At 71.9% G+C, this 24,522-nt stretch carries 20 protein-coding genes; 10 read left to right on the top strand and 10 right to left on the bottom strand.

The annotated features are described in order from the left end of the window. The first annotated feature begins 67 nt into the window (after positions 1 to 67). Complete coding sequence (locus OCJ37_RS13220; RefSeq protein ID WP_263109975.1) at positions 68 to 883, top strand: C40 family peptidase; 816 nt, start codon at positions 68 to 70, stop codon at positions 881 to 883. Positions 884 to 1,046: 163 nt separating this feature from the next. Here OCJ37_RS13220 and OCJ37_RS13225 read toward each other — a convergent pair whose 3' ends face one another. The 3 genes from OCJ37_RS13225 to OCJ37_RS13235 form a co-directional block, all read right to left on the bottom strand. Further along, on the bottom strand, positions 1,047 to 1,526 hold the full coding sequence (locus OCJ37_RS13225) for an acyl-CoA thioesterase (RefSeq protein WP_263109976.1): 480 nt from the start codon (positions 1,524 to 1,526) through the stop codon (positions 1,047 to 1,049). A gap of 132 nt (positions 1,527 to 1,658) precedes the next feature. Continuing rightward, positions 1,659 to 2,105, bottom strand: a complete 447-nt coding sequence (locus tag OCJ37_RS13230; protein WP_263109979.1) for a GNAT family N-acetyltransferase — start codon at positions 2,103 to 2,105, stop codon at positions 1,659 to 1,661. Continuing rightward, positions 2,102 to 3,442 carry a dicarboxylate/amino acid:cation symporter gene (locus tag OCJ37_RS13235; protein WP_263109980.1) on the bottom strand — a complete coding sequence of 447 codons (1,341 nt, stop codon included), beginning with the start codon at positions 3,440 to 3,442 and terminating at the stop codon, positions 2,102 to 2,104. Before OCJ37_RS13235 ends, OCJ37_RS13230 begins: the two co-directional genes overlap by 4 nt. A gap of 150 nt (positions 3,443 to 3,592) precedes the next feature. Between OCJ37_RS13235 and OCJ37_RS13240 the strand changes: the two genes are divergently transcribed. The 5 genes from OCJ37_RS13240 to OCJ37_RS13260 all read left to right on the top strand — a co-directional run bounded on the left by OCJ37_RS13240 (position 3,593) and on the right by OCJ37_RS13260 (position 8,550). Beyond that, the gene (locus OCJ37_RS13240) at positions 3,593 to 5,296 is read left to right on the top strand and encodes an alkaline phosphatase family protein (protein ID WP_263109981.1); all 1,704 of its coding nucleotides are present in this window, start codon (positions 3,593 to 3,595) and stop codon (positions 5,294 to 5,296) included. 65 nt (positions 5,297 to 5,361) lie between these two features. After that, on the top strand, positions 5,362 to 5,850 hold the full coding sequence (locus OCJ37_RS13245) for a WG repeat-containing protein (protein WP_263109982.1): 489 nt from the start codon (positions 5,362 to 5,364) through the stop codon (positions 5,848 to 5,850). A 187-nt stretch (positions 5,851 to 6,037) separates the two neighbouring features. Then, complete coding sequence (gene tilS, locus OCJ37_RS13250) at positions 6,038 to 7,384, top strand: tRNA lysidine(34) synthetase TilS (protein ID WP_263109984.1); 1,347 nt, start codon at positions 6,038 to 6,040, stop codon at positions 7,382 to 7,384. 31 nt (positions 7,385 to 7,415) lie between these two features. After that, positions 7,416 to 7,679 (top strand): exodeoxyribonuclease VII small subunit, encoded by a 264-nt coding sequence (locus OCJ37_RS13255; RefSeq protein WP_263109986.1) that lies wholly within the window; start codon positions 7,416 to 7,418, stop codon positions 7,677 to 7,679. Beyond that, on the top strand, positions 7,669 to 8,550 hold the full coding sequence (locus OCJ37_RS13260) for a polyprenyl synthetase family protein (RefSeq protein WP_263109987.1): 882 nt from the start codon (positions 7,669 to 7,671) through the stop codon (positions 8,548 to 8,550). The genes OCJ37_RS13255 and OCJ37_RS13260 overlap by 11 nt, the downstream gene beginning before the upstream one ends. Positions 8,551 to 9,041: 491 nt before the next feature. Here the strand turns inward: OCJ37_RS13260 and OCJ37_RS13265 are convergent, their stop codons facing one another. Beyond that, positions 9,042 to 10,559 carry a GH39 family glycosyl hydrolase gene (locus tag OCJ37_RS13265; RefSeq protein ID WP_263113686.1) on the bottom strand — a complete coding sequence of 506 codons (1,518 nt, stop codon included), beginning with the start codon at positions 10,557 to 10,559 and terminating at the stop codon, positions 9,042 to 9,044. Positions 10,560 to 10,878: 319 nt separating this feature from the next. Between OCJ37_RS13265 and OCJ37_RS13270 the strand changes: the two genes are divergently transcribed. Next, on the top strand, positions 10,879 to 11,970 hold the full coding sequence (locus OCJ37_RS13270; protein WP_263109988.1) for a M35 family metalloendopeptidase: 1,092 nt from the start codon (positions 10,879 to 10,881) through the stop codon (positions 11,968 to 11,970). Between the two features lie 208 nt (positions 11,971 to 12,178). On the opposite strand, the gene OCJ37_RS13275 is transcribed toward OCJ37_RS13270, so the two are convergent. Both OCJ37_RS13275 and pmbA read right to left on the bottom strand, forming a co-directional pair. Beyond that, on the bottom strand, positions 12,179 to 12,553 hold the full coding sequence (locus OCJ37_RS13275; protein ID WP_263109989.1) for a DUF4870 domain-containing protein: 375 nt from the start codon (positions 12,551 to 12,553) through the stop codon (positions 12,179 to 12,181). 255 nt (positions 12,554 to 12,808) lie between these two features. Further along, the gene (gene pmbA, locus OCJ37_RS13280; RefSeq protein ID WP_263109990.1) at positions 12,809 to 14,173 is read right to left on the bottom strand and encodes a metalloprotease PmbA; all 1,365 of its coding nucleotides are present in this window, start codon (positions 14,171 to 14,173) and stop codon (positions 12,809 to 12,811) included. A 146-nt stretch (positions 14,174 to 14,319) separates the two neighbouring features. Here pmbA and yjgA point away from each other — a divergent pair, with 146 nt between their 5' ends. Then, on the top strand, positions 14,320 to 14,925 hold the full coding sequence (gene yjgA / locus OCJ37_RS13285; RefSeq protein WP_263109991.1) for a ribosome biogenesis factor YjgA: 606 nt from the start codon (positions 14,320 to 14,322) through the stop codon (positions 14,923 to 14,925). Between the two features lie 144 nt (positions 14,926 to 15,069). Here yjgA and tldD read toward each other — a convergent pair whose 3' ends face one another. The 4 genes from tldD to OCJ37_RS13305 form a co-directional block, all read right to left on the bottom strand. Beyond that, positions 15,070 to 16,512: a metalloprotease TldD gene (gene tldD / locus OCJ37_RS13290; RefSeq protein WP_263109992.1), complete on the bottom strand. Its 1,443-nt coding sequence runs from the start codon at positions 16,510 to 16,512 to the stop codon at positions 15,070 to 15,072. Positions 16,513 to 16,575: 63 nt separating this feature from the next. Beyond that, a complete protein-coding gene (locus OCJ37_RS13295) occupies positions 16,576 to 20,487 on the bottom strand; it encodes a YhdP family protein (protein ID WP_263109993.1) in 3,912 nt (1,303 codons plus the stop codon). A gap of 124 nt (positions 20,488 to 20,611) precedes the next feature. Next, positions 20,612 to 22,102 (bottom strand): ribonuclease G, encoded by a 1,491-nt coding sequence (gene rng, locus OCJ37_RS13300; RefSeq protein ID WP_263109994.1) that lies wholly within the window; start codon positions 22,100 to 22,102, stop codon positions 20,612 to 20,614. Further along, the gene (locus OCJ37_RS13305) at positions 22,102 to 22,668 is read right to left on the bottom strand and encodes a Maf family nucleotide pyrophosphatase (protein ID WP_263109995.1); all 567 of its coding nucleotides are present in this window, start codon (positions 22,666 to 22,668) and stop codon (positions 22,102 to 22,104) included. Before OCJ37_RS13305 ends, rng begins: the two co-directional genes overlap by 1 nt. 133 nt (positions 22,669 to 22,801) lie before the next feature. Between OCJ37_RS13305 and OCJ37_RS13310 the strand changes: the two genes are divergently transcribed. Next, entirely contained in the window at positions 22,802 to 23,536 is a 735-nt protein-coding gene (locus tag OCJ37_RS13310) for an SIMPL domain-containing protein (RefSeq protein ID WP_263109996.1), read from the top strand. A gap of 297 nt (positions 23,537 to 23,833) precedes the next feature. Then, positions 23,834 to 24,511 carry an energy transducer TonB gene (locus OCJ37_RS13315; protein ID WP_263109997.1) on the top strand — a complete coding sequence of 226 codons (678 nt, stop codon included), beginning with the start codon at positions 23,834 to 23,836 and terminating at the stop codon, positions 24,509 to 24,511. The last annotated feature ends 11 nt before the right edge of the window (positions 24,512 to 24,522 follow it).

Consider the following 24,522-nt stretch of genomic DNA (forward strand, 5'->3'; position numbering starts at 1 on the left):
GTTATTTGAACTTCCTCTTGCTGTCTACAGGGCATGATCGCCCATCGTTTGAATTTGTGATCGAAGCGTGACGACCGAAGCCAAGACCTCTCCAGGCAAGACCACCGTCCCCCGCCGGGCCGCCTTCCGCCTCATCTGCACCGCCTCGCTCTGCCTCTCGGCCGTTCCGGCCCTGGCCCAGTCGGCTCCCGCCGACACCGTGATCCCCGAAGCCATCGCGGCCGCCGCGCCGGCGCCGGTGACCGCCACCAGCACCGCTCCCGCTGCAGCGCAGCCCGCGACCGCCAAGCCGGCCACCGCCGCGCAGGCGCAGGCCCCGGCCCGCAGCAAGGCCGATGCCGCCGCGACCGCCACCCTGGCCGCCCTGCTCCCGCACCTGGCCGCCAACGACACCATTCCGCTGATGGACCGCTCGGCGATGTTCGCCGGCGACATCAGCCGCCTGCTGGCCAACTACGACGTGTCCCAGGCCCCGCTGCGCGAAGGCGTGGTGCCGGGCGGCGACAAGGTCCAGTCGGTGCTCAAGCGCGCCATGGCCCTGCTCGGCACGCCCTACCGCTGGGGCGGCGAGGACACCGAAGGCTTCGATTGCAGCGGCCTGGTCGGCTACGTGTTCCGCACCGCGCTGGGCATCGAGCTGCCGCGCGTGTCGCGCGAGATGGCGCGCGAGGCCAATGCCGAACTGATCAAGGACCGCGACGCGCTGGCGCCGGGCGACCTGGTGTTCTTCGGCCGCAAGGGCCGCGTCGACCACGTCGGCCTGTACGTCGGCGAAGGCCGCTTCCTGCACGCGCCGAGCCGCGGCAAGGACGTGCGCGTGGATACGCTGGCCAGCGGCTACTGGAGCGCCAAGTTCCTGCAGGCGCGGCGCGTGGCGATGTAAGGGCCGCGGCGCACGCCGGGCACAACGAAAGGCCGCTGGGAACAGCGGCCTTTTTCGTTGCCGCGGGTCGCGCAGGCCCGTGCGGCAGATACAGGCACAGGCCATGTGCGCAGGAACACGACGGGGAACGCAACCGCGCCGGCGGCCACGGCCGGCGCGAGCCTCAGGCCTGGTAGTGGGAAATGGTGTCCTCGATCCCCTTGCTCAGCTCCATCACCTTCAGCGCGTACTCGGCCAGGCGATGGTCCTCCGGCGTGTCCGGCTGCCACGACGGCACCGGCGTCGGCTTGCCCTCCACCCCATCCAGGGCCACGAACACGATGATGCAGTGGGTGCACAGCCGCGAATCGCCGCCCATCGGGTCGCGCGCGCGCACGTCGATCGCGAAATGCATGCTGGTGCTGCCGGTGTAGACCAGCTTGGCGCTGACCGTGACCATGTCGCTGATCCGGATCGGCGAGACGAAGCGGATCCCGCCGACCGCCACGGTCACGCTGTAGTGTCCGCTCCAGCCCACCGCGGCGGCGTAACCGACCTGGTCGATCCACTTCATCACCACCCCGCCGTGGACCTTGCCGCCGTAGTTGACGTCGATCGGTTCGGCCAGGAATCGGAAGGTCAGTTCGCGTTGCGTGCCGCTCATCTGTGCTCCAGTGCACGGGAAGGAAGCGCGAGTCTGCCACGGCGGCGGCCAGGCGGTCGGTCCGCGCATCGGCCGTGGTCATGCGGGGTCCAGCGGCGGCCACCGCCGCAAGCGGCATGCGACGGCGGCGACTCAGCCGGCGCGCGCCTGCCGCCGCACCACCCGGGCCATGCCGACCGAGGCCGGCGCGGTCTCGACGAAGCCGAACTGCGCGTACAGATGGCGCGCGTCGCCGTCGGCGATCAGCGACACGTAGGCGCCCTCGGCTGCGTGCGCGCTCAGCCAGTCGTGCAGCGCGGCCATGATCCGCCGGCCCAGGCCGCGCCGCTGGTGCGCCGGCTCGACCGCGATGTCGACGATCTGGAAGAAGCAGCCGCCGTCGCCGACGATCCGCCCCATGCCCACCGCGCGCCCCTGGTGGCGCACGGTCACCGCGAAACAGCTGTTGGGCAGGCCGCGCACCGCGGCCTCCTGCGACTTGGGCGACAGGCCGGCGGCCACCCGCAGCCGCCGGTAATCCTCCACCGACGGCACTTCGGCCTCGACGACGTAACCGTCGTCGTCGGCGCGGACGTTCATGCGCGGCGGTCGGCGCCGTCGCCGAGCGGGTCTTCGAGGCCGACGTTGCTCGAGGCCGTGTCGTAGACCGCCTTGTCCAGCAACCCGGTCTCCTTGGCCACCAGCACCGGCACCAGCATCTGCCCGGTGACGTTGGTCATGGTGCGCATCATGTCCAGGATGCGGTCGATGGCATACAGATACCCGATCACTTCCAGCGGCAGGTTGGCCGCGCTCAGCACCACCGTGGCCATCACCACCGCGGTGCCGGGCACGCCGGCGGTGCCGAAGCTGCCCAGCACCGAGGCGATCAGCACCACGAAGTACTGGTTGGCGGTCAGCGGCACCCCGGTGTACTGGGCGATGAACACCGCGCACAGCGCCGGGAAGATCGCGCCGCAGCCGTCCATCTTGATGCTGGCGCCCAGCGGCACCGCGAATGCGGCGTAGTCCTTGTTCACGCCCAGGTTGTGGGTGATCGAGCGCAGCGCCACCGGCATCGCGGCGAAGCTGGAGGAACTGACGAAGGCCACCTGCATGCCCGGCGCGGCGCCGCGGAAGAACTTCCACGGGTTCAGCCCGTGCGCCAACAGCAGGCCGCTGTACACCACCAGGATGTGGATCGCGCAGGCCAGGTACAGCGCCAGCACGAAGTTGCCGAACGGCAACAGCTTCTCGAAGCCATAGCTGCCGACCAGCGAGGCGATCAGGCCGAAGGTGCCGAGCGGGGTCATCTCCAGCACGAAGCGGGTGACCTGGATCATGATCTCGCTCATCTGCGCGGTCAGCTGCCGCGCCTGCGCCACGCGCTCGCCGAGCTTGACCATCGCAAAACCGAGCAGGCCGGCGAAGAAGATCACCGGCAGGATCGAGCCGCGCCCGGCGGCCAGCACTGTCTCGCCGGCGGCATTGGTCCTGGTGCCGATGCCGGTCAGCGCGTAGAACGGGTTGGACGGCACCACGTCCAGCAACACCTGGATCGGGCTGGGCACGTCGCGCGGTTTCCATGCGCTGTCCACGCTCAGGCCGAAGTGGCCGGCGCCGGGCTGCAGCAGCGTGCCCACCGCCAGGCCGACGCCGACCGCCAGCGCGGCGGTCAGCACGAACCACAGGAAGGTGCGCCCGCCCAGCTTGGCCACCGACTGCTGGCCGTGCAGCGAGGAGATCGCGTTGATCACCGCGAAGAACACCAGCGGCACCGCGATCATCTTGATCAGGGTCACGTACAGGTCGCCCAGCGGCCCGAACCAGGTGTCCGCCGCCGGCCCCAGCGCCCAACCGGCCAGCGCGCCGAGCCCGAAGCCGGCCACCACGCGCTGCCAGAACGGAATGCGCAACCAGGCGCTCACCATTTTCATCGAGACGTCCACAAAAAACCCGAGGTCTCGCACCATAGCGCAAGCCGCCGCGGACGACGACGCCATGGCTGGAAAGGCGCGATGTCATCGGCGTGCATTGTCGCAGCCGGCATAATGCCCGGGACTTCGTGCCCAGGGCCCGCTCTTCGTATGCGCTACCTCGTTCCTGCCTTCGCCGCCGCCTCCACCCTGCTGCTGGCGGCCTGCGCCAGCGCGCCGCGCGCCCCGTCCGCCACGGCCGTCGCCCCGATCCAGGTGCCTGCCGTCGCCCATCCCGGCGGCGAGACCCCGGACTGGTGGTACCGCAGCGGCGCGGCCAAGGCCGCCAACAACGGCGCCATGCGCGGCAAGGCCAAGAACGTGATCCTGTTCCTCGGCGACGGCATGAGCCTGACCACGGTCGCCGCCGCGCGCATCCTCGACGGCCAGCGCAAGGGCGCCTCCGGCGAGGAGAACCAGCTGTCGTGGGAGGCGTTCCCGGCCACCGCGCTGAGCAAGACCTACAACACCGATTCGCAGACCCCGGACTCGGCCGGCACCATGACCTCGATCACCACCGGGGTGAAGACCCACATGGGCGCGATCGGCGTGGCCGCCGGCAAGCGCGAGGCCTGCGCCGACAGCCTCGGCAAGCAGCTGCTGACCTGGCTGGAACTGGCCGACAGCGCCGGCCTGAACACCGGCATCGTCACCACCACCCGGCTCACCCACGCCACCCCGGCGGCGACCTACGCGCACACCCCCGAACGCAACTGGGAAAGCGACACCGACCTGCCGGAGAAGGCGGTGGCCGAAGGCTGCCGCGACATCGCCCAGCAGATGGTCGGCGCGCGCTATGGCCGCGGCCCGCAGGTGATGCTGGCCGGCGGCCGCAGCCAGTTCACCACCGTCGAGCAGCGCGATCCGGAATACGACGACAAGGTCGGCCTGCGCCTGGACGGCCGCGACCTGGTCGGCGAATGGCGCCAGCGCCACCCGCAGGGCGCCTACGTGTGGAACCGCGGGCAGCTGGAAGCGGCGCAGGACGCGCCGGCGCTGCTCGGCCTGTTCGAACCGGACCACATGCAGTTCGACCACGACCGCGAGCAGAGCGCGGCCGGCGACCCGAGCCTGGCCGAGATGACCCGCGCCGCGATCCGCACCCTGTCGCGCGGCAAGGACGGCTACGTGCTGATGGTCGAAGGCGGCCGCATCGACCACGCCCACCATGCCGGCAACGCCTACCGCGCGCTGGACGAGACCATCGCCCTGTCGCAGGCGGTGCAGGCCGCAGTGGAGGCGACCTCGGCCGAGGACACGCTGATCGTGGTCACCGCCGACCACTCGCACACGCTGAACTTCGTCGGCTACCCGCAGCGCGGCAACCCGATCCTGGGCAAGGTGCGCGGCACCAGCGGCGAAGACGCCAACACCGGCGAACTGGCGCTGGACGGCAACGGCCAGCCCTACGCCACGCTCAGCTACGCCAACGGCCCCGGCTACACCGGCGCCAGCAACCAGCAGCCGGCCGGCATCAAGCAGTTCCCGCATGCGCCGAGCAGCTTCGAGCCGGTCAAGGGCCGCCCCGACCTGACCCACGTCGATACCGAGCAGCCGGACTTCATGCAGGAGGCGCTGGTGCCGACCAAGGCCGAGACCCACGGCGGCGACGACGTCGGCATCTGGGCGCGCGGCCCCGGCAGCGACGCGTTCCGCGGCAGCCTGGAAGAGAACGTGATCTACCACGTGATCGTGCAGGCCACGCCGAAGCTGCGCGGCCGCCTGTGCCAGGCCGGCACCTGCAACGGCGACGGCGTGCCGGTGCAATTGCCGAAGCCGGCCGCGTTCGTGACCGACGCCGCAGCGGCGAAATGACGGCGACACGGTGGCGGCGCGCGCTCGCGCGCTGCGCTTGGCTACTCGCGCTGGCGGCGCTGGCCATGGTGCCGTCCGCCTGGGCGCAGGCCGACGCGGCCTGCCGGCTGGCCGATCCGAACACCGACAGGGACGCCGTGCCCGGCTGCAGCGTCGGCGCCGACGGGCGCCTGGCGCTGTCGCCACAGGCCGTGCGGCGCCTGCGGTTCGACGCCGACGGCCTGTCCGTGCTGACCGTGCAGGACCGCTTCTACTACGTGCGCGCCGACGGCAGCAGCCTGCCGGTGATCCTCTGGGACAACGGGCCGGACTATTTCACCGAAGGCCTGACCCGCGGCATCGTCAACGGCCGCATCGGCTTCTACGACCAGCAACTGCGCGAAGTGATCCCGCCGGTCCACGACTTCGCCTGGCCGTTCGACAACGGCGTGGCCCGGGTCTGCGACGGCTGCCGTCGCGGCACGCCCGGGCTCGACGGGCATACGCCGATGCTGGGCGGGCGCTGGTACTACATCGACCGCAGCAACCGCGAAGTGCCCGAGCCGTCGCGCTGAGCGCGCCGCGGCCGCGGCGCGGGATTGGGGATTGGGATTGGGATTGGGGATTGGATGAAACGCGGCGCGCTGCCGCGTGCGATCAGTCCTCGTCCGCCGCGACGGCGCCGCCCTGCGGCGGATGGTCGCTTCCCCTACTGCCGCACATCCGCTTCGCCGCCGCGTCGCCAGCCTCTAAAGTGGTGCGATGAGCGACCGTTCCGATCCCGTCCCGCCTTGCACCGTGCGCGCCGCCCTGCCCGACCCGGCGCCGGCCGCGGTGCTGGTCGGCCTCAGCGGCGGGCTGGATTCCAGCGTGCTGCTGCATGCGCTGTCGCAACGGCCGCAATACCGCAGCGCCGGATTGCGTGCGCTGCACGTGCACCACGGCCTGCATGCCGATGCCGACGCCTGGGCCGAACACTGCGCCGCGGTCTGCGCCGCGCTGGCGATCCCGTTGCAGGTGCTGCGCGTGCAGGTGCCGCGCGACAGCGGCCTGGGCCTGGAGGCGGCGGCGCGGCAGGCGCGGCGCGCGGCCTTCGCCCAGGCGCTGGCCGCCGGCGAATGGCTGGCGCTGGCGCAGCACCGCGACGACCAGGCCGAGACCTTCCTGCTGCGCGCGCTGCGCGCCTCCGGCCCGGACGCGCTGGCGGCGATGCAAGGCCTGCGCCCGTTCGCCGACGGCATGCTGTGGCGGCCGCTACTGGCGCTGCCGCGCGGCGACCTGCACGCGTATGCGCTGCGGCATGCGCTGCGCTGGATCGAAGACCCGAGCAACGCCGACCCCGGCTTCGACCGCAACTTCCTGCGCCTGCACGTGCTGCCGCTGCTACGCCAGCGCTGGCCGCAGGCCGACGCGGCGCTGGCGCGCAGCGCGCAGCTGTGCGGCGAGGCCGGCGCGCTGCTGGACGATGGCGACCAGGCCGCGCTGGAGGCGGCGCGCGACGGTGCCGCGGCATCGCTGTCGCTGCCGCGGCTGCGCGCGCTGCCGGCGCCGCGGCGCGCGCGCGTGCTGCGGCGCTGGGTCGCGCAGGCGGGCCTGCCGCCGCTGCCGGCCGCCGGCCTGGCGGCGATCGAGCGCGACCTGCTGCATGCGCGTGCCGACGCCTCCGCGCAGTTCGCCTGGCACGGCGCGACGCTGCGCTGCTGGCGCGATGCGCTGTACGCCGAACGCGATCCGCCGCCGCTGCCGGCCGACTGGCATGCGCACTGGGACGGACGCGCGCCGCTGGCCCTGCCCGACGGCCGCCATCTGCGCCTGCTGGCCGATGCGCCGCTGGGATTCGACGCCCCGCTGCGGGTGCGGCTGCGCCAGGGCGGCGAACGCATCCTGCTGCCCGGGCGCGCGCACTCGCAGGCGCTCAAGCAGGTGCTGCAGGACCGCGCGGTGCCGCCGTGGCAGCGCGCGCGCTTGCCGCTGCTGTTCGACGCCGAGCGACTGCAGGCCGCCGGTGCGGACATCCTCGCCGCGCCGCTGCATGCCTGGCTGCAGGCGCACGGCGCGCGGCTGGCGCTGGACGCCGCCGCCACGCCATCGTCACCCGCCTCGCATTGACCCTGCCGCCGACGCCGCGCACACTTCCGCGATGCCCAAGAAGTCCCTAGACGATGCCTCCCCCATCGCCCGCTTCGAGCAGTCGCTCGAAGAGCTGGAAGTGCTGGTGGAGAAGATGGAAACCGGCGACCTGAGCCTGGAACAGTCGCTGAGCGCCTACGAACGCGGCGTCGGCCTGTACCGGCAGTGCCAGCAGGCGCTGGAACAGGCCGAACTGCGCGTGCGCCTGCTCAGCGACCCGGAGCAGCCGGACACCGCCGAGCCGTTCGATCCCGCCCCGCTCCATGGCGGCTGACGCCGCGTTCGCGCGCTGGCGCCAGCGCGTGGAGGCCGGCCTGGAGGCGCACCTGCCTGCCGCTGCGGCCGCGCCGCAGCGCCTGCACGCGGCGATGCGCCATGCCACGCTCGGCGGCGGCAAGCGCATGCGCCCGCTGCTGGTCTACGCCAGCGGCGCGCTGTTCGGGGCCGACGAGGCGCGGCTGGATGCGCCGGCGCTGGCGGTGGAACTGATCCATGCCTATTCCCTGGTCCACGACGACCTGCCGGCGATGGACGACGATGCGCTGCGCCGCGGCCAGCCCACCGTGCACGTCGCCTTCGACGAGGCCACCGCGATCCTGGCCGGCGACGCGCTGCAGAGCCTGGCCTTCGCGCTGCTGGCCGGCGCCGGCGATGCCGACGCCGCGCTGCGTGTGCGCTGGCTGCAGACCCTGGCCGACGCGGCGGGCGCGGCCGGCATGTGCGGCGGCCAGGCGCTGGACATCGACGCCACCGGCGCAGTGCAGCCGCTGGCCGCGCTGGAACGCATGCATGCCTTGAAGACCGGCGCGCTGATCCGCGCCAGCGTGCGCCTGGGCGCGCTCGGCGGCGGCGCCGACGCCGGCGCGCTGGCGCAGCTGGACGCCTTCGCCACCGCGCTGGGCCTGGCGTTCCAGGTGCGCGACGACATCCTCGACGTCGAGGCCAGTTCCGAACAGCTCGGCAAGACCGCCGGCAAGGACGCGGCGCAGGCCAAGTCCACCTACCCGGCGCTGCTCGGCATGGACGGCGCCAAGGCCAAGCTGGCCGAACTGGCGAGCGCGATGCGCGACGGCCTGCACGGCCATGGCGCGCGCGCCGACGCACTGGCCGCGCTGGCGCGGCTGGCGGTGGACCGCTCGCACTGACCCGTCCGATTCAGGCGCCGCTCCTGCAGGAGCGGCTTCAATCTGGCGATGGATCAGTCGCGACGCATCGTTCGGCTCAGCCGACGCTCCCTGCAGGAGCTGTAGGAGCGGCTTCAGCCGCGACGAACGAAACGGCGGGCATGTCAGGCTTCAACTGTCAGGACTCAAGCCCTTCCCGGCACACCCATCGCACCGGCCGCAGCGCCCTGCGAAGCGACTTCAGTCTGTCGATAGATCAGTCGCGACGCATCGTTCGGCTAAGCCGCCGCTCCCTGCAAGAACTGTAGGAGCGGCTTCAGCCGCGACGAACGAAGCGGCAGGCGTGTCAGGCCGCAGATCCTGTCGGCGCTCAAGCCCTCCACCGCACCCCATCGCACTGGCCTCAGTCCCTGTGGGAGCGACTTCAGTCGCGACGGGCTCTGCCGGTAACGCCTGTCGCGGCTGAAGCCGCTCCCGCAGGCTCCATGTGCAGCGATGAACGAAGGAACCCGCTAGCGCGGGCTCACCTCGACCAGCACCACGTCGTTGGCGCGCATCCGCACCTCCACCTGCGCGTTGCCGTCCTTGCCCACGCGCAGGGTGCGCGACTCCGGCGTGTCGGCGGTCAGGTCCTGCAGCTTGCGCAGCTGTTCGCTGCTCAACGTCTTCGGCGAACCCATGCGCAGATACGCGCTGTACGCGTCGTTGGCGTCGAACCCGGTGCGGCGGATCGCCAGCGCGTAGGTGCCCGGCGCCAGGCCGCGCAGCTGCAGGCGCAGCGGCGCGCTCGGCGCGGCCGGCAGCACCTGGGTGAAGTACGGGCGATTGCTCTTGTCCTGGCGCGGCGTGACGAAGTCCCAGGCCAGCAGCTTCAGCACGCCGCCGTCGTAGGTCGCATAGCTCTGCGCGTCGGCGCTGCGCAGCTGCCGCTCGCCCAGCGCGTTGAGGTACTTGTAGGCGAAGTACGCCGGCTTGCGGATGCCCTGCGGGTTGAGCAGGCCGAAGCCGCCCTGGAACGGCGCCGTCGGCGGGCCCGGCTCCTCGAACAGGTCGCTGTAGGTCCAGTAGCTCATGCCCTGCACCAGCCCTTCGGTCGCCTTGAGCTTGCTCAGGATGTAGGCGGCGCTGAGGTAGGCGTCATGCACCGGATCGCGCGGCGTGTAGCTGGTGCTCCACTCGGTGAAGTACAGCGGCAGCCCGGGCATCGCCGAGGCCTGGATCTGCTCGCGCACGCGGCGCACGTCGCCGATGATCGCGTCGGGCGACGGCGACAGCTTGGTGTCGCTCTCGCCCTTCTCGTCGAGGAAGCCGCCATCCACGCCATAGGTGTGGGTGGTGATGAAATCCAGCGGCGTGCCGGCGGCATGCGCATGGGCGATGAATTCCGGCACCCAGGCCGCGCCCGCCGTCGACGGCCCGCCGACCTTGAGCTGCGGGTCGATGCGCTTGATCGTCCTGGCCGTCGCGTCGTACAGGGCGAAATACGCCGGCTGGTCGGCGCCCTCCCAGAAGCCGGCCAGGTTCGGTTCGTTCCACACCTCGAAGTACCAGCGGCGCACTTCCTCTTCGCCGTAGCGCTGGCGCGCGTGGCGCACGAACGCCTCCACCAGCGCATTCCACTTGTCCAGCTGCGGATGCGAGGTGTTGCCCTTCCAGTAGAAGATCTGCTGGTCCGAACGCTTCATCGCCTCGGGAGTGAAGCCCAGTTCGACGAAGGGGCGGATGCCCATGCCGAGCATGCGGTCGTAGAGCTGGTCGATCCTGCTCCAGTCGTAGACCGGGCGCCCATCGACCTCGCGATAGGTGCCGAGCACGTCGTGGAAGATCGCGTGGAAGCGCAGGTAGCGGAACCCCAGTTCGTCCCGGGCGGTGCGCAGCTGCGCCAGGCTGTCCTCGCGCAGCAGCGTGCCCGGATAGTCCGACCCCACCGACAGGTCGTAGAAGCGGTCGCGCGGCGATGTCGGCCCCTGCACGTCCAGCGCGATGTCGCGCGCCGCAGGTTGCGCCGCGGCGACCGCGCCAAGCGACATCAATGCGGCAGCCAGCACCAGGCGCAGCGCTCCCATGACATCCCCTCTCCAAAGCGTGAACGCTCGACTCTAGCATCGGAATGCTCACCGGCAAATCTGCAGCGCACCGGCGAACGCGCGATCCATGGCGCCAAGCGCTCGCGCAATGCAGCGAATCGTCGCGGGTACCTGATGCCCGCAAACGTCGATGTGGGATCGAGCACCCGGTTCGCTGGACGAAATCGCAGACAACCCTGCAAACGCCGGTTGTGCGCCGATCGCCGGGCTAGTTTGCATACGCCCGCGCATGGGCAACCCTTTTTCGACGGAGAAAGCCCGCATGAAACACGCATCCCTGATCTCGGCGGCAATCGGCCTCAGCCTGGTCGGCGTCATGTCGGCGGCCACTGCGCAATCGCAGCTGTCGCGCAACGCCACCCCGCTGCAGGTCGAGTTGGCGCCGGTCGCCGACGCGGACGGCCAGTACCGCGGCCAGATCGCGGTGACGGTGCGCAACACCGGCGAGCGCGTCGCGCGCGTGCCCAAGTGGGAACTGCCGCTGGGCGAACTCGACGCCAGCCTGTTCGAGGTCGTGCGCGACGGCAGCAGCGTCGACTACGTCGGCCGCCTGGTCAAGCGCGCCGCACCGCGCGCCGAGGATTACGTGACCCTGCAGCCGGGCGAGGCGCGGCACGCGCAGATCGACCTGGCCAACGCCTACGACCTGTCGCGCAGCGGCACCTACACGATCAACCTCGACGCATCGCTGCAGTACGCCGCGTTCGCCGACGGCAGCAGGATGCAGCGCGCCGACGGCCAGCCGCAGACGGTGACCAGCGCGCCGCTGACGCTGTGGCTGGACGGCCGCGGCCGTGCGCTGCGCAACGAGCTGATGGCGGGGCCGCAGGCGGTGGTCAACGGCATCAACTATGCCTCGTGCAGCAGCAGCCAGATCAGCACCATCGGCAGCGCGGTGAACTCGGCGCGCACCTACTCGCAGAACGCCAAGACCTATCTCAACGGCGGCGGCACCGGCCCGCGCTACACCACCTGGTTCGGCGCCTACAATGCCAGCCGCTACAGCACCGCCACCTCCAACTTCGTCAACATCGACGCGGCGATCGACCAGAACAACGGCCAGGTCACCATCAACTGCGGCTGCAGCGACAGTTCCTACGCCTACGTCTACGCCAACCAGCCGTACCAGATCTACGTATGCAACGCGTTCTGGAGCGCGCCGCTGACCGGCACCGACTCCAAGGCCGGCACCCTGATCCACGAGATGAGCCACTTCACCGTGGTCGCCGGCACCTCCGACTACGCCTACGGCCAGAGCGCGGCCAAGAGCCTGGCCACCAGCAACCCGGCGCGCGCGGTGAAGAACGCCGACAGCCACGAGTACTTCGCCGAGAACACGCCGGCGCAGAACTGAGCCGGCGCGACATCCGGCGGTCCGCCCCAACGCTGCCGGCGTGCCGGCGGCGTTCGGACGTTGCCGCCAAGCGCGCCGGTCCATGCGGTGGCGGGCCTGGCCGCCATCGACGCAGGATGGCGGGCCCGGCTTGGGCCTCCGGCACGGATGCGTTCGGCATAAAAAAAGCCCGGCGGGCGCCGGGCTTTTTCGCGAAGCGGTGCCGCGCTTACTTGATCAGGCGCAGCGCGAACGGGTAGCGGTAGGCCACGCCTTCGTTGGCCTTGATCCCGGCGAGGATGCAGAACACCAGGTTCACCACCCACACCACCGGCATCAGCAGCCCGCCGATCACGATGATGCTGAGCACCACGCAGATCACGTAGCCGATGGCGACGGTGATCTGGAAGTTCAGCGCTTCCTTGGCCTGGTCGTTGAGGAACGACTTGGCCGGGTTGTCCTTGTTGATCAGCCAGATGATCAGCGGCACGATGAAGCCGGCGATGATGCCGGACAGATGGGTGATCAGTGCGACCGTGCGGTCTTCCTGCGGGCCGGTGGCCGGCGGCGGCGGCGGGGCGGTCACATTGTCGAATTCGCTCATCGGTATTCCCTTCCTATGGTGGTGAGTGGGCAAGGCTGGCGCGCCACTCTCGGCGGCTGGCGCAAGCCTGTCAAGCCGTGCGACGCGGACCGGCGCCGGCGCGGCCGCGCCGCCCGCGCCGGGAGGGCAACGCCCGGGGGGAACCGGCCGTCCTGCGCCGCCCAGGCACGCGTGCCTGCCGCCGCCCGCCTCCACCACCCGCCGCCAGGCCGATCCGCGCCGCCACAGCGCGTGACGGCGGCGCGCCGCGCAGGTTCAGGAGTTGCCGGCCACCGTCATCTTGCCGACCAGCACCGCGCCGATGTGCACGTGCGAGCGCACGTCGATGTCGCGGCCGACCGCCTCGATGCGCTGGAACATCTCGCGCAGGTTGCCGGCGATGGTCACCTCGTCCACTGGGTAGGCGATGGCGCCGTTCTCGATCCAGAAGCCGCCGGCGCCGCGCGAATAGTCGCCGGTGACCGGGTTGACGCCGTTGCCCATCAGTTCGGTGACCAGCAGGCCGCGCGGGATGCCGGCGGCGATCGACGCCAGGTCGTCGGCGTTGGCCGCCACCTGCAGGTTGTGCACGCCGCCGGCGTTGGCGGTGGTCTGCAGGCCGAGCTTGCGCGCCGAGTAGCTGCCCAGCACGTAGCGCTGCAGCACCCCGCCGGCGACCAGCGGCGCGGCGCGGGTGGCCACGCCCTCGCCGTCGAAGGCGGCCGAGCGCAGCCCGCGGCGCAGGTGCGGCAGTTCGTCGATCGCGAACCAGTCCGGGAACAGGCGGGTGCCGACGCTGTCGAGCAGGAAGCTGGCGCGGCGGTACAGCGCGCCGCCGGACACCGCGCCGAGCAGGTGCCCGACCAGCGAGCGCGCCATCTCCGGCGCGAACAGCACCGGCAGCTCGCCGGTCGGCAGCGAACGCGGCTGCAGCCGGGCGACGGTGCGTTCGGCGGCGCGGCGGCCGATCGCCGCCGGCTGTTCCAGGTCCTCGCGCGCCAGCGCGCTGCTGTACCAGCCGTCGCGCTGCATGCCGTCGCCGTGGCCGGCGATCAGCGCGCAGCCGATCGAATGGTGGGTGCTGCGCTCGCGGCCAAGGAAGCCGTGCGAGTTGGCGTATACCGACAGGCTCTCGCTGCTGCCGGCCGAGGCGCCGTCGGAATTGGCCACGCGCGGGTCGGCGTCGCGGCCGGCGGCCTCGCAGGCCAGCGCCAGTTCGATCGCCTCCTCGGCCTCCAGCGCCCACGGATGCCAACGGTCCAGCTCGGGCAGCTCGCGCGCCATCAGCGCCGCGTCGGCCAGCCCGGCGGCGACGTCGTCCTCGGTGTAGCGGGCGATCGCGCAGGCCTGGGCGACGGTCGCCTCGAGGCTGGATTCGTGCAGGTCGGCGGTGCTGGCGCTGCCCTTGCGCTGGCCGAAGTAGACGGTGACGCCGATGCCGCGGTCGCGGGTGGCCTCGACCGTTTCCACCGCGCCCAGGCGTACGTTGACGTCCAGCCCGCGGTCTTCGCTGCAGCTGACCTCGGCCTGGCTGGCGCCGAGCGCGCGCGCGCGCGCCAGCAGCCGCTCGGCGATGTCGGACAGGCGCTCCAGCCGTTCCAGGCTGTCGTCGCGGCGCAGTTCGGAGGTGATCGCGTTCAATGCTTTATCCTTGTTATGCGAGTCCCTTCGCAAGAGCCCGGCCATCCATGGCCGGACTTGGAATAATGCGATTCCTTCGCAAGAGCCCGGCCATCCATGGCCGGACTTTCTAATTTGATGTTTCAGACTGATCGAGTAGTAGGACCATGCGCGGACGCGACGAAGACACCGGTGAATTCCGCGGCGACAGCCGCAGCCAGCAGCGCCGCGCGGCGCTGGAAGTGCTGACCCTGGGCGAGAAGCTGGTGGCGCTGACCCCGGCACAGCTGGCCAAGCTGCCGGTGCCCGAGTCGCTGATCCCGCACATCGAGGAAACCAAGCGCATCACCTCGCACATCGCGCACAAGCGGCAGCTGGCGTTCCTGGCCAAGCAGATGCGCCGCGAGGACGACGCGACGCTGGACGCGATCCGCGAGGCGATGGACGTCAACAGCGACGGCGCGCGCCGCGAAGTGGCGGCGATCCACCGGGTCGAGGACTGGCGCGCGCGGCTGCTCGCCGACGGCGACAGCGCGCTGTCCGAGCTGCTGGACGAATACCCCGAGGCCGACCGCCAGCGGCTGCGCCAGCTGATCCGCAACGCCAAGGAAGAGCGGCTGAAGAACAAACCGCCGCATGCCTATCGCGAGCTGTTCCGGGAGCTGCGTGAGCTGGTGCTGGGTGACTTGGGACGCGGGGCCGGGGACGCGGGACTCGAAGAAGCGGACGCCGAAGACGACGATATGGACACCGACGACGACGCGCGCGGCTGAGCCGCGACGCCGGCCCCGCACGGTCGCGCGCCCGCGACCGCCCCGGCACGCCAGGCGGCGACGCCGGGCACGCGCATCGGCATCGCCACAGCGACGGCGCGCGGCTTTGCCGAATCCCGAATCCCGATTCCCCACTCCCGGCTCCTACGCCGTCCCGCCCACCGTCAGCCCGTCGATCAGCAGCGACGGCTGGCCGACGCCGACCGGCACGCTCTGGCCGTCCTTGCCGCACACGCCCACGCCTTCGTCCAGCGCCAGGTCGTGGCCGATCATGCGTACCTTCTGCATGGTCTCCGGGCCGTTGCCGATCAGCGTGGCGCCCTTCACCGGCGCGGTGACCTTGCCGTCCTCGATCAGGTAGGCCTCGGTGGCCGAGAACACGTACTTGCCGCTGGTGATGTCGACCTGGCCGCCGCCGAAATTGACCGCGTACAGGCCCTTCTTCACCGAGCGGATCATCTCCTGCGGGTCGTGCTGGCCGGCCAGCATATAGGTGTTGGTCATGCGCGGCATCGGCAGGTGCGCGAACGACTCGCGGCGGCCGTTGCCGGTCGGCGCCACGCCCATCAGCCGCGCGTTCAGCGAATCCTGCATGTAGCCCACCAGCACGCCGTCCTCGATCAGCGTGGTGCAGTTGCTCGGCGTGCCCTCGTCGTCGACGTTGAGCGAGCCGCGGCGGCCGGCAAGCGTGCCGTCGTCGACGATGGTCACCCCCGGCGAGGCCACGCGCTGGCCGACGCGGCCGGCATAGACGCTGGTGCCCTTGCGCGCGAAGTCGCCTTCCAGGCCGTGGCCGACCGCCTCGTGCAGCAGCACCCCGGGCCAGCCGGAGCCCAGCACCACCGGCATCACCCCGGCCGGCGCCGGCACCGCCTCCAGGTTCACCAGCGCCTGGCGCAGCGCTTCCCTGGCGAAGGCTTCGGGGCGGCCATCGGCGAACAGCACCTCGTAGCCGTAGCGGCCGCCGCCGCCGGAGTAGCCGGATTCGCGGCGCCCGTTCTGCTCGACGATCACCTGCACGTTCAGCCGCACCAGCGGGCGCACGTCGGCGGCGAGCACGCCGTCGCTGCGCGCCACCAGCACCGTGTCCACGCCGCCGGACAGGCCGACCATCACCTGCTGCACGCGCGGGTCGGCGGCACGCAGGAACTGGTCCAGGCGCCGCAGCATCTCGACCTTGAGGTCGTTGCCCATGCCGTCCACCGGGTCCAGCGCCGGGTACAGCGCGCGCCCGCCGCCGCGCAGCAGCGATTGCGCCGGCTGCGCGCCGCCGTCGCGGGAAATGGCCCGCGCCGACTGCGCCGCGGCCAGCAGCGCGTCGCGGTGGATGTCGTCGGAATAGGCGAAGCCGGTCTTCTCGCCGGAGATCGCGCGCACGCCCACGCCCTGCTCGATGGAATGCGCACCGTCCTTGACGATGCCGTCCTCCACGCTCCAGCTCTCGCGGCGGGCATGCTGGAAATACAGGTCGCCGAAGTCGATGCCGGGGCCGAGCAGCGTGCCGAAGGCGCGCTCCAGGCTGGTGGCGTCGAGGCCGGCGGGAAGCAACAGGCGGGTTTCGGCGAGGCTCAGGGCGTTTTCGGTCATGGGCTCAACATGGGGGACGGGAGCGCTCAGCGCAAGCGCGGCCGGCGCGGGATGCGCGCCGATTCAGGGACTGCGGGACGCCGCCGGCGGTGTCGGCGGCGCCGGCGCACGCGGGGCGTCGCGCTCGATCACCTCCACCTTCGGATCCTTCCACGGGCCGGTGACGCGGTAGGTGCGCGCGCCGATCGTGCCCAGCGGCTTGCCCAGCACCGCGTTGGCGGCGGCGCCGACTGCCGCGCCGACCGGGCCGCCGGCGACCGCGCCGACCACGGTCAGCAGGTTGCCGGACTTGGGATTGACGTCGATGGTCTGGTCGAACTGCTGCGCGCGCAGGTCGGCCTGCCCGCGCACCTTGATCTCCGCGGCGGGGCCGTCGATCAGCATCGATTCGCTGCGCGCCACGCCGTTGCCGAACTGCACCTGGCCGTCGATGCGGTTGAAGGCGAAGCCCTTGGAGAAGAAGTCGCGGAAGTCGAACATCAGCCGGCGCGGCAGCTGCGCCACGCTCAGCAGGCCGAGCACGCGCCCGGCGCCGGGGTTCAGTTCCAGCAGCTGGCCGTTGCGCGCGGCCACGTCGAGCTGGCCCTGCAAGGTGGCCAGCTGGAACCCGGCCGGGTCGCCCGGCCAGGCCGCGCGCAGGTTCAGCGTGCCTTCGCCGCCGCGCAGCTGGCCGCCGAAATCCAGGCTCTGCATCAGCTCGCCCAGGTCCTGGCTGTCCACGCTGGCGATGAGCTGGGTGCGCGCGCTGGCGGCCTTGCCGCGCCAGTCGCCGCTGATGTCGATCTTCTGCTTGTCCGAGCGCAGGTGCAGCTGGTCCACGCGCATGCCGTCGATCAGCTTGCGGGTCCGCAGCGAGGCCGCGCCGAGCTGCATCGTGCCCAGGCGCAGGTCGTCCACGTCCAGCGCCAGCGCCGGGATCGTGGCCGGGTCGATCGTGCTGGTCAGCGGCCGCACCGCCGCGGCCACGGGCGCGGCTGCCGCCGTCGGGTCGGGCGTCGCGCTGGGCGCAGGAGTCGCGGTCGCCGCCGGAGCCGCGGCCGCCGCGCCCGGCGCCGCGCGCCAGTGCACCCGCGCCAGGCGGCCGCCGAGCACGCCGCCGGGCTTGTTCGGCACGCTCAGTTCGCCGGCCAGCGCCGGCCCGTCCAGCTGCACGGCCACGGTATCGGCCTGCGGCTGCAGGCGCAGGCGGGTGGCGTCGAACACGCCGCCCAGCAGCAGCAGATGGTCGGCGAGCACGTCGATCTGGCGCAGCGGCATCGGGTCGGCGGCGCCCGGCGTGGCCGGCGCGTTCGGGTCCGGGCCGCTGACCAGGCCGATCCAGTCGATCGCGTTCAGCGAGGCGGTGCGCCCGCTCACGGTCAGGCCGTGGCCGGGCGGGTCCCCGGCCACGCGGTCGCTGCCCATCACCACCTTGACCCCGGTCTTGCCGTCCTGGCTGCGCGCGACCAGCGCCATCAGCTTGCCGAAGGCGACCTCGATGCGCCCGGTGCCGACCGGCAGCGGCACGTTGACCGAGGTCGCCAGCGGCGCCGCGGCGCCCTTGTCCATCGGCGCCGGCAGCAGCAACTGGGTGCCGACCAGGTCCGAATGCAGCTGCAGCCGGGTCGGCGGCTGCACCCCGCCGTCGGCGGTCTTGGGCAGGCCCACGCCGATGTTCCAGCGCGAGCGGCCCTGCACGTAGGGCTTGAGCCAGGCCATCTCCGGCGCCCGGTCGAGCAGTTCGTCCGCGTCCACCGACGCGCTCAACGCCGCCTCGAAGGCCTGCTGCGGATCGCTGACGCCGTCGCCGGCGCGCAGCGCCAGTTCGCCGGGGTGGCCCTCGTGCAGCACCGCCAGCTGCGGCGCCTCGAACCCGGTGTCGCGGTAGTCGGCGCGACCGCGCATGTCGTCGAACGCCACGTCCCAGCGGCGGTCGGCGATGTGCGCGCCGAGCAGCTCGACCGTGCCGCGCAGGTGATGGCCGCCCACGTCGCGGCGCAACGGCTGCAGCAGGTCGAAGCTGACGTCGGCCGGGCCGGAGGCGCTGAGCGCATCCAGGGTCTCGCCGTAGCGCCGGCGCAGCGGGCTCTGCCGCAGCATCGCCAGCAGCTTGCCGGTGTCGGCGCGGCTGCTGGCCAGCACGCTGAGCTGGCCCTGCTTGTAGTCCGGCAGCACCGCCGACAGCCGGTCCACCGCCACCCCGCCCAGTTCGCCGCGGCCATGCACCTCGAAGCCGTTGCCGATGAAGGCGACATCGGCGTCCACCTTCTCCACCGCCGGCCATTCGCGCTGGAAGCGGATCCTGGCATCGTCCAGCCGCGCGGTGGCCTCGAAGCGGCCGTTGTGGTCGACGAACGGCCACTGGTCGAGGTCGCCGGACACCAGCGCGCGGCCGCCGCGCAGGCGCCCGCCCTGCAGCGCGGCGTCCAGCCAGTCGGTGGCCGCCTTGCTCATCTTCGAATGCACCCAGAACTTCTTCGCCGCCGTCACCGGCGCGTCCTGCAGGTCGGCGGCCAGGTCGATCCACGGCCGCGAGCCGTCGGCCTGGAAACGCACCCCGCCGCGGACGTCGGCGCCGTAGTCGGTGCCCTGCACGCGCAGCGCCGGGGTCGCCACGCGCACGTCGTCGCCGTCGCGGAACGCCACGATGCGCCCGGCCAGCCGCACCTCGTGGACCACGCCGAAGCCGCTGGGCCAGTCGAAGCGCACCGGGCTGGCGGCGTCCAGCACCAGCTCCCCGCCCTGCGCGTCGCCATCGAAGCGGCCGCGCAGGCCGCTCACCCCGGGCGACTGCCCGACCGGCGCGAACGCCAGTTCGGTCAGCCGGCCCTGCGCGTACAGCGGCCCGCCGGCCGTGCCGGTCAGCGCCACCCGGGTCAGCTGCAGCCGCGGCCTGGCCGCGTGCAGCCAGGCACGCAGGGTCGGCGACAGGCCGTCGCTGAGCGCGGCCACCGCCAGCAGCGGCGCCGCGTCCAGGCGCTCGCCGAGCAGCGCGAAGCGGCGCCCGCCGGCCACGGTCAGCCCGTCCAGGCGCTGCGTCGGCTGGCCGGCCTGGCCGATCTGCAGCCGCGGCGCATCCAGCCGCCAGCCACCGTCGATCTGCCGCCAGCGCGCGGTGGCGCGCAGCGTGGTGAACGCGGTCTGCGGCCGCGCGCCGCCGGCGGCCAGCGGGGCGCCGCTCAGGCGCAGGTCGCGCAAGGTGGCCTCGACGCTGACCCCGACGATCCGGTGCCGCTGCAGCTGCGCCCAGCCCTGCACCGAGCCGGCGCCGCCTTCGACGCGGATCCCGGCGGCATGCAGCAGCCCCGACCAGCCGTCCAGTTCGGCCGGACGCGCGGCCACATAGGCCTGGCCGTCGCCGCGCCGACGGTCCATGTCCAGCACCGCGGTCAGCGGCGCCTGCTTCAGGTCGATCCAGGCCTGCGCGCCCACGCGCAGGCGCTCGCCGTCCACGCGCAGGCGCAGGTCGATCTTCGGCAGCTGCGCGTCCAGGCCCAGTTCCGGCGCGTGCAACGCCAGGCGGCCGTCGATGACCTGCAACTCGCCCAGGCCCTGCAGGGCGTCCAGCGGATCGCCGCCGTGCGCGGCCGGCAGCCCCTGCACCGACCAGGTGCCGTCGGCGCCGCGCAGCAGGGTCAGCGCCAGCCCGCGCAGGCGCAGCTCGGTGAACGAGCGGCCCGGCAGCAGGCCGGCGTACATCGACACCAGCACCTCGGCCTGGCCGATGCGCACCCCGTCGCCGGCGCCGATGCGCAGGCCGTCCAGGCGCAGCAGCGGCCCGCGCCGGGTCCAGGCGGTCTCGACCCGGTCGAACTGGATCGGCCGCCCGGCGCGCTCGCTGAGCCAGGCCTGGATCCGCTGCGGATGCCGCTCCACGAACGGCAGCGCCTGGCTCAGCGCCCCCACCAGCAACGCCACGCACACCAGCCCGACCGCCACCGCATAGAACGCGAAACGGCGGGCCAGGCGCAGGCGGCGGCGCAGGGGGGTGGGCATTAGGGGCCGGGAATGGGGATTGGGGAGTGGGGATTCGCGAAAGCCGCGGCGATGCGCGCGGACAGTGGACGGTTGCGATCGTGCCGCTCAACCAATCCCCACTCCCCAATCCCGAATCCCGGCCTCACAACAACACCACGTCGAACTGCTCCTGCAGGTACTGCTCGTCGGCCTGGAAGCGGATGGTCTTGCCGAGGAATTCCTCCAGTTCGGCCACCGCCGAGGATTCCTCGTCGGTGATCCGCGCCACCACCTTGGTCGAGGCGATCACCAGCAAGCGCGCCGCGTCGAACTGGCGCACGGCGCGGGTGATCTCGCGGAAGATCTCGTAGGTGACGGTCTCGGCGGTCTTGATCGAGCCGCGCCCGCTGCACTCCGGGCAGGGCTCGGACAGCTGCCGCTCCAGGCTTTCGACGGTGCGCTTGCGGGTCATCTCCACCAGGCCCAGCGGCGAGAACTCGTACACCGTGGTCTTGGCGTGGTCGCGCGACAGGGCCTTCTCCAGCGTGCGCAGCACCTGGCGGCGATGCTCGGCGTCGTCCATGTCGATGAAGTCGATGATGATGATGCCGCCCAGGTTGCGCAGCCGCAGCTGCCGCGCCACCGCCTGCGCCGCCTCCAGGTTGGTGCGGAACACCGTCTCCTCGAGGTTGCGCTGGCCCAGGAACGAGCCGGTGTTGACGTCGATGGTGGTCATCGCCTCGGTCTGGTCGATCACCAGGTAGCCGCCGGACTTCAGCGGCACCTGCTTGTCCAGCGCGCGCGCGATCTCGTCCTCCACGCCGTACAGGTCGAAGATCGGGCGGTCGCCGGTGTACAGCTCCAGGCGCTCGGCCAGCACCGGCATGTACTTGGCGACGAACGCCTGCAGGCGCTCGAAGGTCTCGTGCGAATCGACCTTGACCTTCTCCACGTCCTTGCGGATCAGATCGCGCACCGCGCGCAGCGGCAGGCTCAGGTCCTCGTAGATGATGCTGGCCGGCGCGCCCTCGCGCCCGCGCCGCTCGACCACGTTCCACACCCGCGACAGGTAGGCGATGTCCTCGGCCAGCGCCTCGGCCGGCTGGCCCTCGGCGTTGGTGCGGATGATGTAGCCGAAGCCGCCGTGGCTGGCGGCCAGGTCGGCGACCAGGGTCTTCAGGCGCAGCCGCTCGGCCTCGTCCTCGATCCGCGCCGACACCCCGATCACCCGCGACTGCGGCAGCAGCACCAGGTAGCGCGAGGGGATGCTGATCTGCGTGGTCAGCCGCGCGCCCTTGCTGCCGATCGGATCCTTGACCACCTGCACCACGATGTCCTGGCCGTCGCGCAGCAGCTCCACGATCGGCACCGCCGAGGACACCGGCAACGGCGGCGCCTCCTCGGTATCGCCGTTGGCCACCGGCGCCGGCCGCACCACGTCGTTGGCGTGCAGGAACGCCGCGCGCTCCAGCCCGACCTCGACGAACGCCGCCTGCATGCCCGGCATCACCCGCTGCACCCGGCCCTTGTAGATGTTGCCCACCACCCCGCGGCGCCAGCCGCGCTCGATGTGCAGTTCCTGCAGCATGCCGTTCTCGATGACGGCCACCCGGGTCTCGCGTGGTGTGACGTTGACCAGGATCTCTTGCGACATCAAAGCACTCCGAAGGCGCGCAGCAGGTGGGAAGTTTGATGCAGAGGCAGGCCCATCACCCCGGAATAGCTGCCGTCCAGGCGGCTGACGAAGCGCTCGGCGCCGCCCTGGATCGCATAGGCGCCGGCCCGGCCCATCGGCTCGCCGCTGGCCACGTAGTCGGCGATGTCCTGCGCCGACAGGACCGCGAAACTGACCTCGGTCGGTACCAGCACGACCTCCTCGCGCGCCGCGCCGACCAGCGCCACCGCGGTCATCGCCTGGTGGGTGCGCCCGGACAGCGCGGCGAGCATCGCCGCCGCGGCGTCGGCGTCGGCCGGCTTGCCGAACACGCGATCGTCCAGCACCACTTCGGTGTCGGCGCCGAGCACCACCGCGTCGGCCGCGCCGCCGAGCTGCGCCAGCCCGGCGCGGGCCTTGTCCAGCGCCACGCGGCGCACGTAGGCGGGCGCCGATTCGCCGGCCGCGCGCTCTTCCGGCACCTCCAGATCGAGGATCCGGAACGGCACGCCCAGGCGCGTCAGCAGGTCGTTTCTGCGGGGGGAACGGGAAGCGAGATACAGCATGGCGGAAGGATAACCCGCCGGGCCTGACTGAACGATCGCTAATTCCGGCACCATGCGCACAACCCCGGCGCGCATCACGACGCGTTCATCGTCGCGGCAACACCCTCGCCCCCACTCTTCAAGGAGAACCCCGATGCGTCCATTGTCCGTCCGTCCGCTGCTGCTGGCCCTGACCCTCGCCCTAGGAGGCACGATGACCGCCCATGCCCAGACCGCCGCGCCGGCCTACGCCGTGCCCGCCGACGGCACCCTGCTCAACATCGCCGCCCAGGCCGAGGCCAAGCATGCGCCGGACGTGGCCACGCTGTCGGCCGGGGTGGTCACCCAGGCCGTCGACAGCGCCGCGGCGATGCGCCAGAACGCCGAGCAGATGACCAAGGTGCTGGCCGCGGTGCGCGCCGCCGGCATCGCCGACAAGGACGTGCAGACCAGCGGCATCAGCCTCAGCCCGCAGTACAAGTACGCCGAGAACCAGGCGCCGCAGATCATCGGCTACCAGGCCAGCAATTCGGTCAACCTGAAGGTGCGCGACATCGCCAAGCTCGGCAAGGTGCTCGACGCGCTGGCCGCGCAGGGCGCCAACCAGATCAACGGCCCCACCTTCGAGATCGACGATCCGGAACCGCTGTACGACCAGGCCCGGGTCGATGCGCTGAAGAAGGCGCAGGCCCGCGCGCAGACCTACGCCAAGTCGCTGGGCCTGCGCGTGCGCCGCATCGTCAGCATTTCCGAAGGCGGCGGCGGTGGCGTGCGCCCGGTGCCGATGATGCGCGCGATGGCGATGAAGGCGGAGATGGACACCCCGGTGGCCGCCGGCGAAAGCAGCGTGTCGGTCAACCTGGACGTAGTGTTCGAACTGGGCAAGTAAGCCCTGCCGCACCAGCGGTACCGACGACGGCGCCTGCGGGCGCCGTCGTCGTTCCTGCGCCAGGCACGGCGCCGGAACCATGGCGCATCGCGGAGCCTGCGCGCTGCTGCGGAACGCCGGCCCGACCGCCATGGACGGTGTCCGGACGGCGATGCCCCGATGCGGCGCTTGCCAAGTCCAGGGCGACAGGCTCAATGTCGGAAGCGCCGGCGGGTGCCGCCTTGACCCCGTCCGCCGCGCTGGCGCGTTTGGTCGTACCGCAAGTCCACAAGACGCACATCATCATGGAGGTGGATCATGGTTCGCACGCAACTCCCCGCTCCCTCGTTCGGCATCGACCTGTCCCGCATCCTGGCGCTCAGCGCCGCGATCGGCCTGCACCTGCTGGCCCTGCTGCTGTTGCTGATCCCGCTCTCGCACGTGGCGCCGCCGCAGGAACCGGCGAAGGCCGAGCCGCGCTGGCAGCAACCGGTGGTGGTGCCGGTCACCCCCGCACCGCCGATCCCCACCGTGCCGACCGAAAGGAAGCCGGTCGCCACCCAGCCACGGGTCCCGACCGCCACGCCGGTCCCGACGCCGGTACAGGCGCCGCTGGTCGATGCCAGCCCGGCGCCGCTCCCGGCGGCCGCCGCCGACCCCGCGCCGGCGGCGGTGGCCGAGCCCAGCGTGCCGCCCGGCCCGGCCAATGCGCCGGTCGCCGGCATGCAGTTGCAGTACCTGCGCGCGCCGGCCCCGCCCTACCCGCGCGACGCGTTGCGCGAGGGCCTGCAGGGCAGCGTGCTGCTGCGCGTGCTGGTCGGCGTCGACGGCCAACCGCTGGAGGTCAGCATCGCCAAGAGCAGTGGCCACCGGATCCTCGACCAGGCCGCGCGCGAGCAGGTGCTGAAACGCTGGAAATTCCATGCTGCATTGCAGCAGGGGGTCCCGGTTCAGGCGTACGGGCTGGTGCCGGTGGATTTTTCGCTCGACCATTGAATGCTGGGCCG

This window comes from Xanthomonas sp. AM6 (assembly GCF_025665335.1).
Lineage (GTDB): Bacteria > Pseudomonadota > Gammaproteobacteria > Xanthomonadales > Xanthomonadaceae > Xanthomonas_A.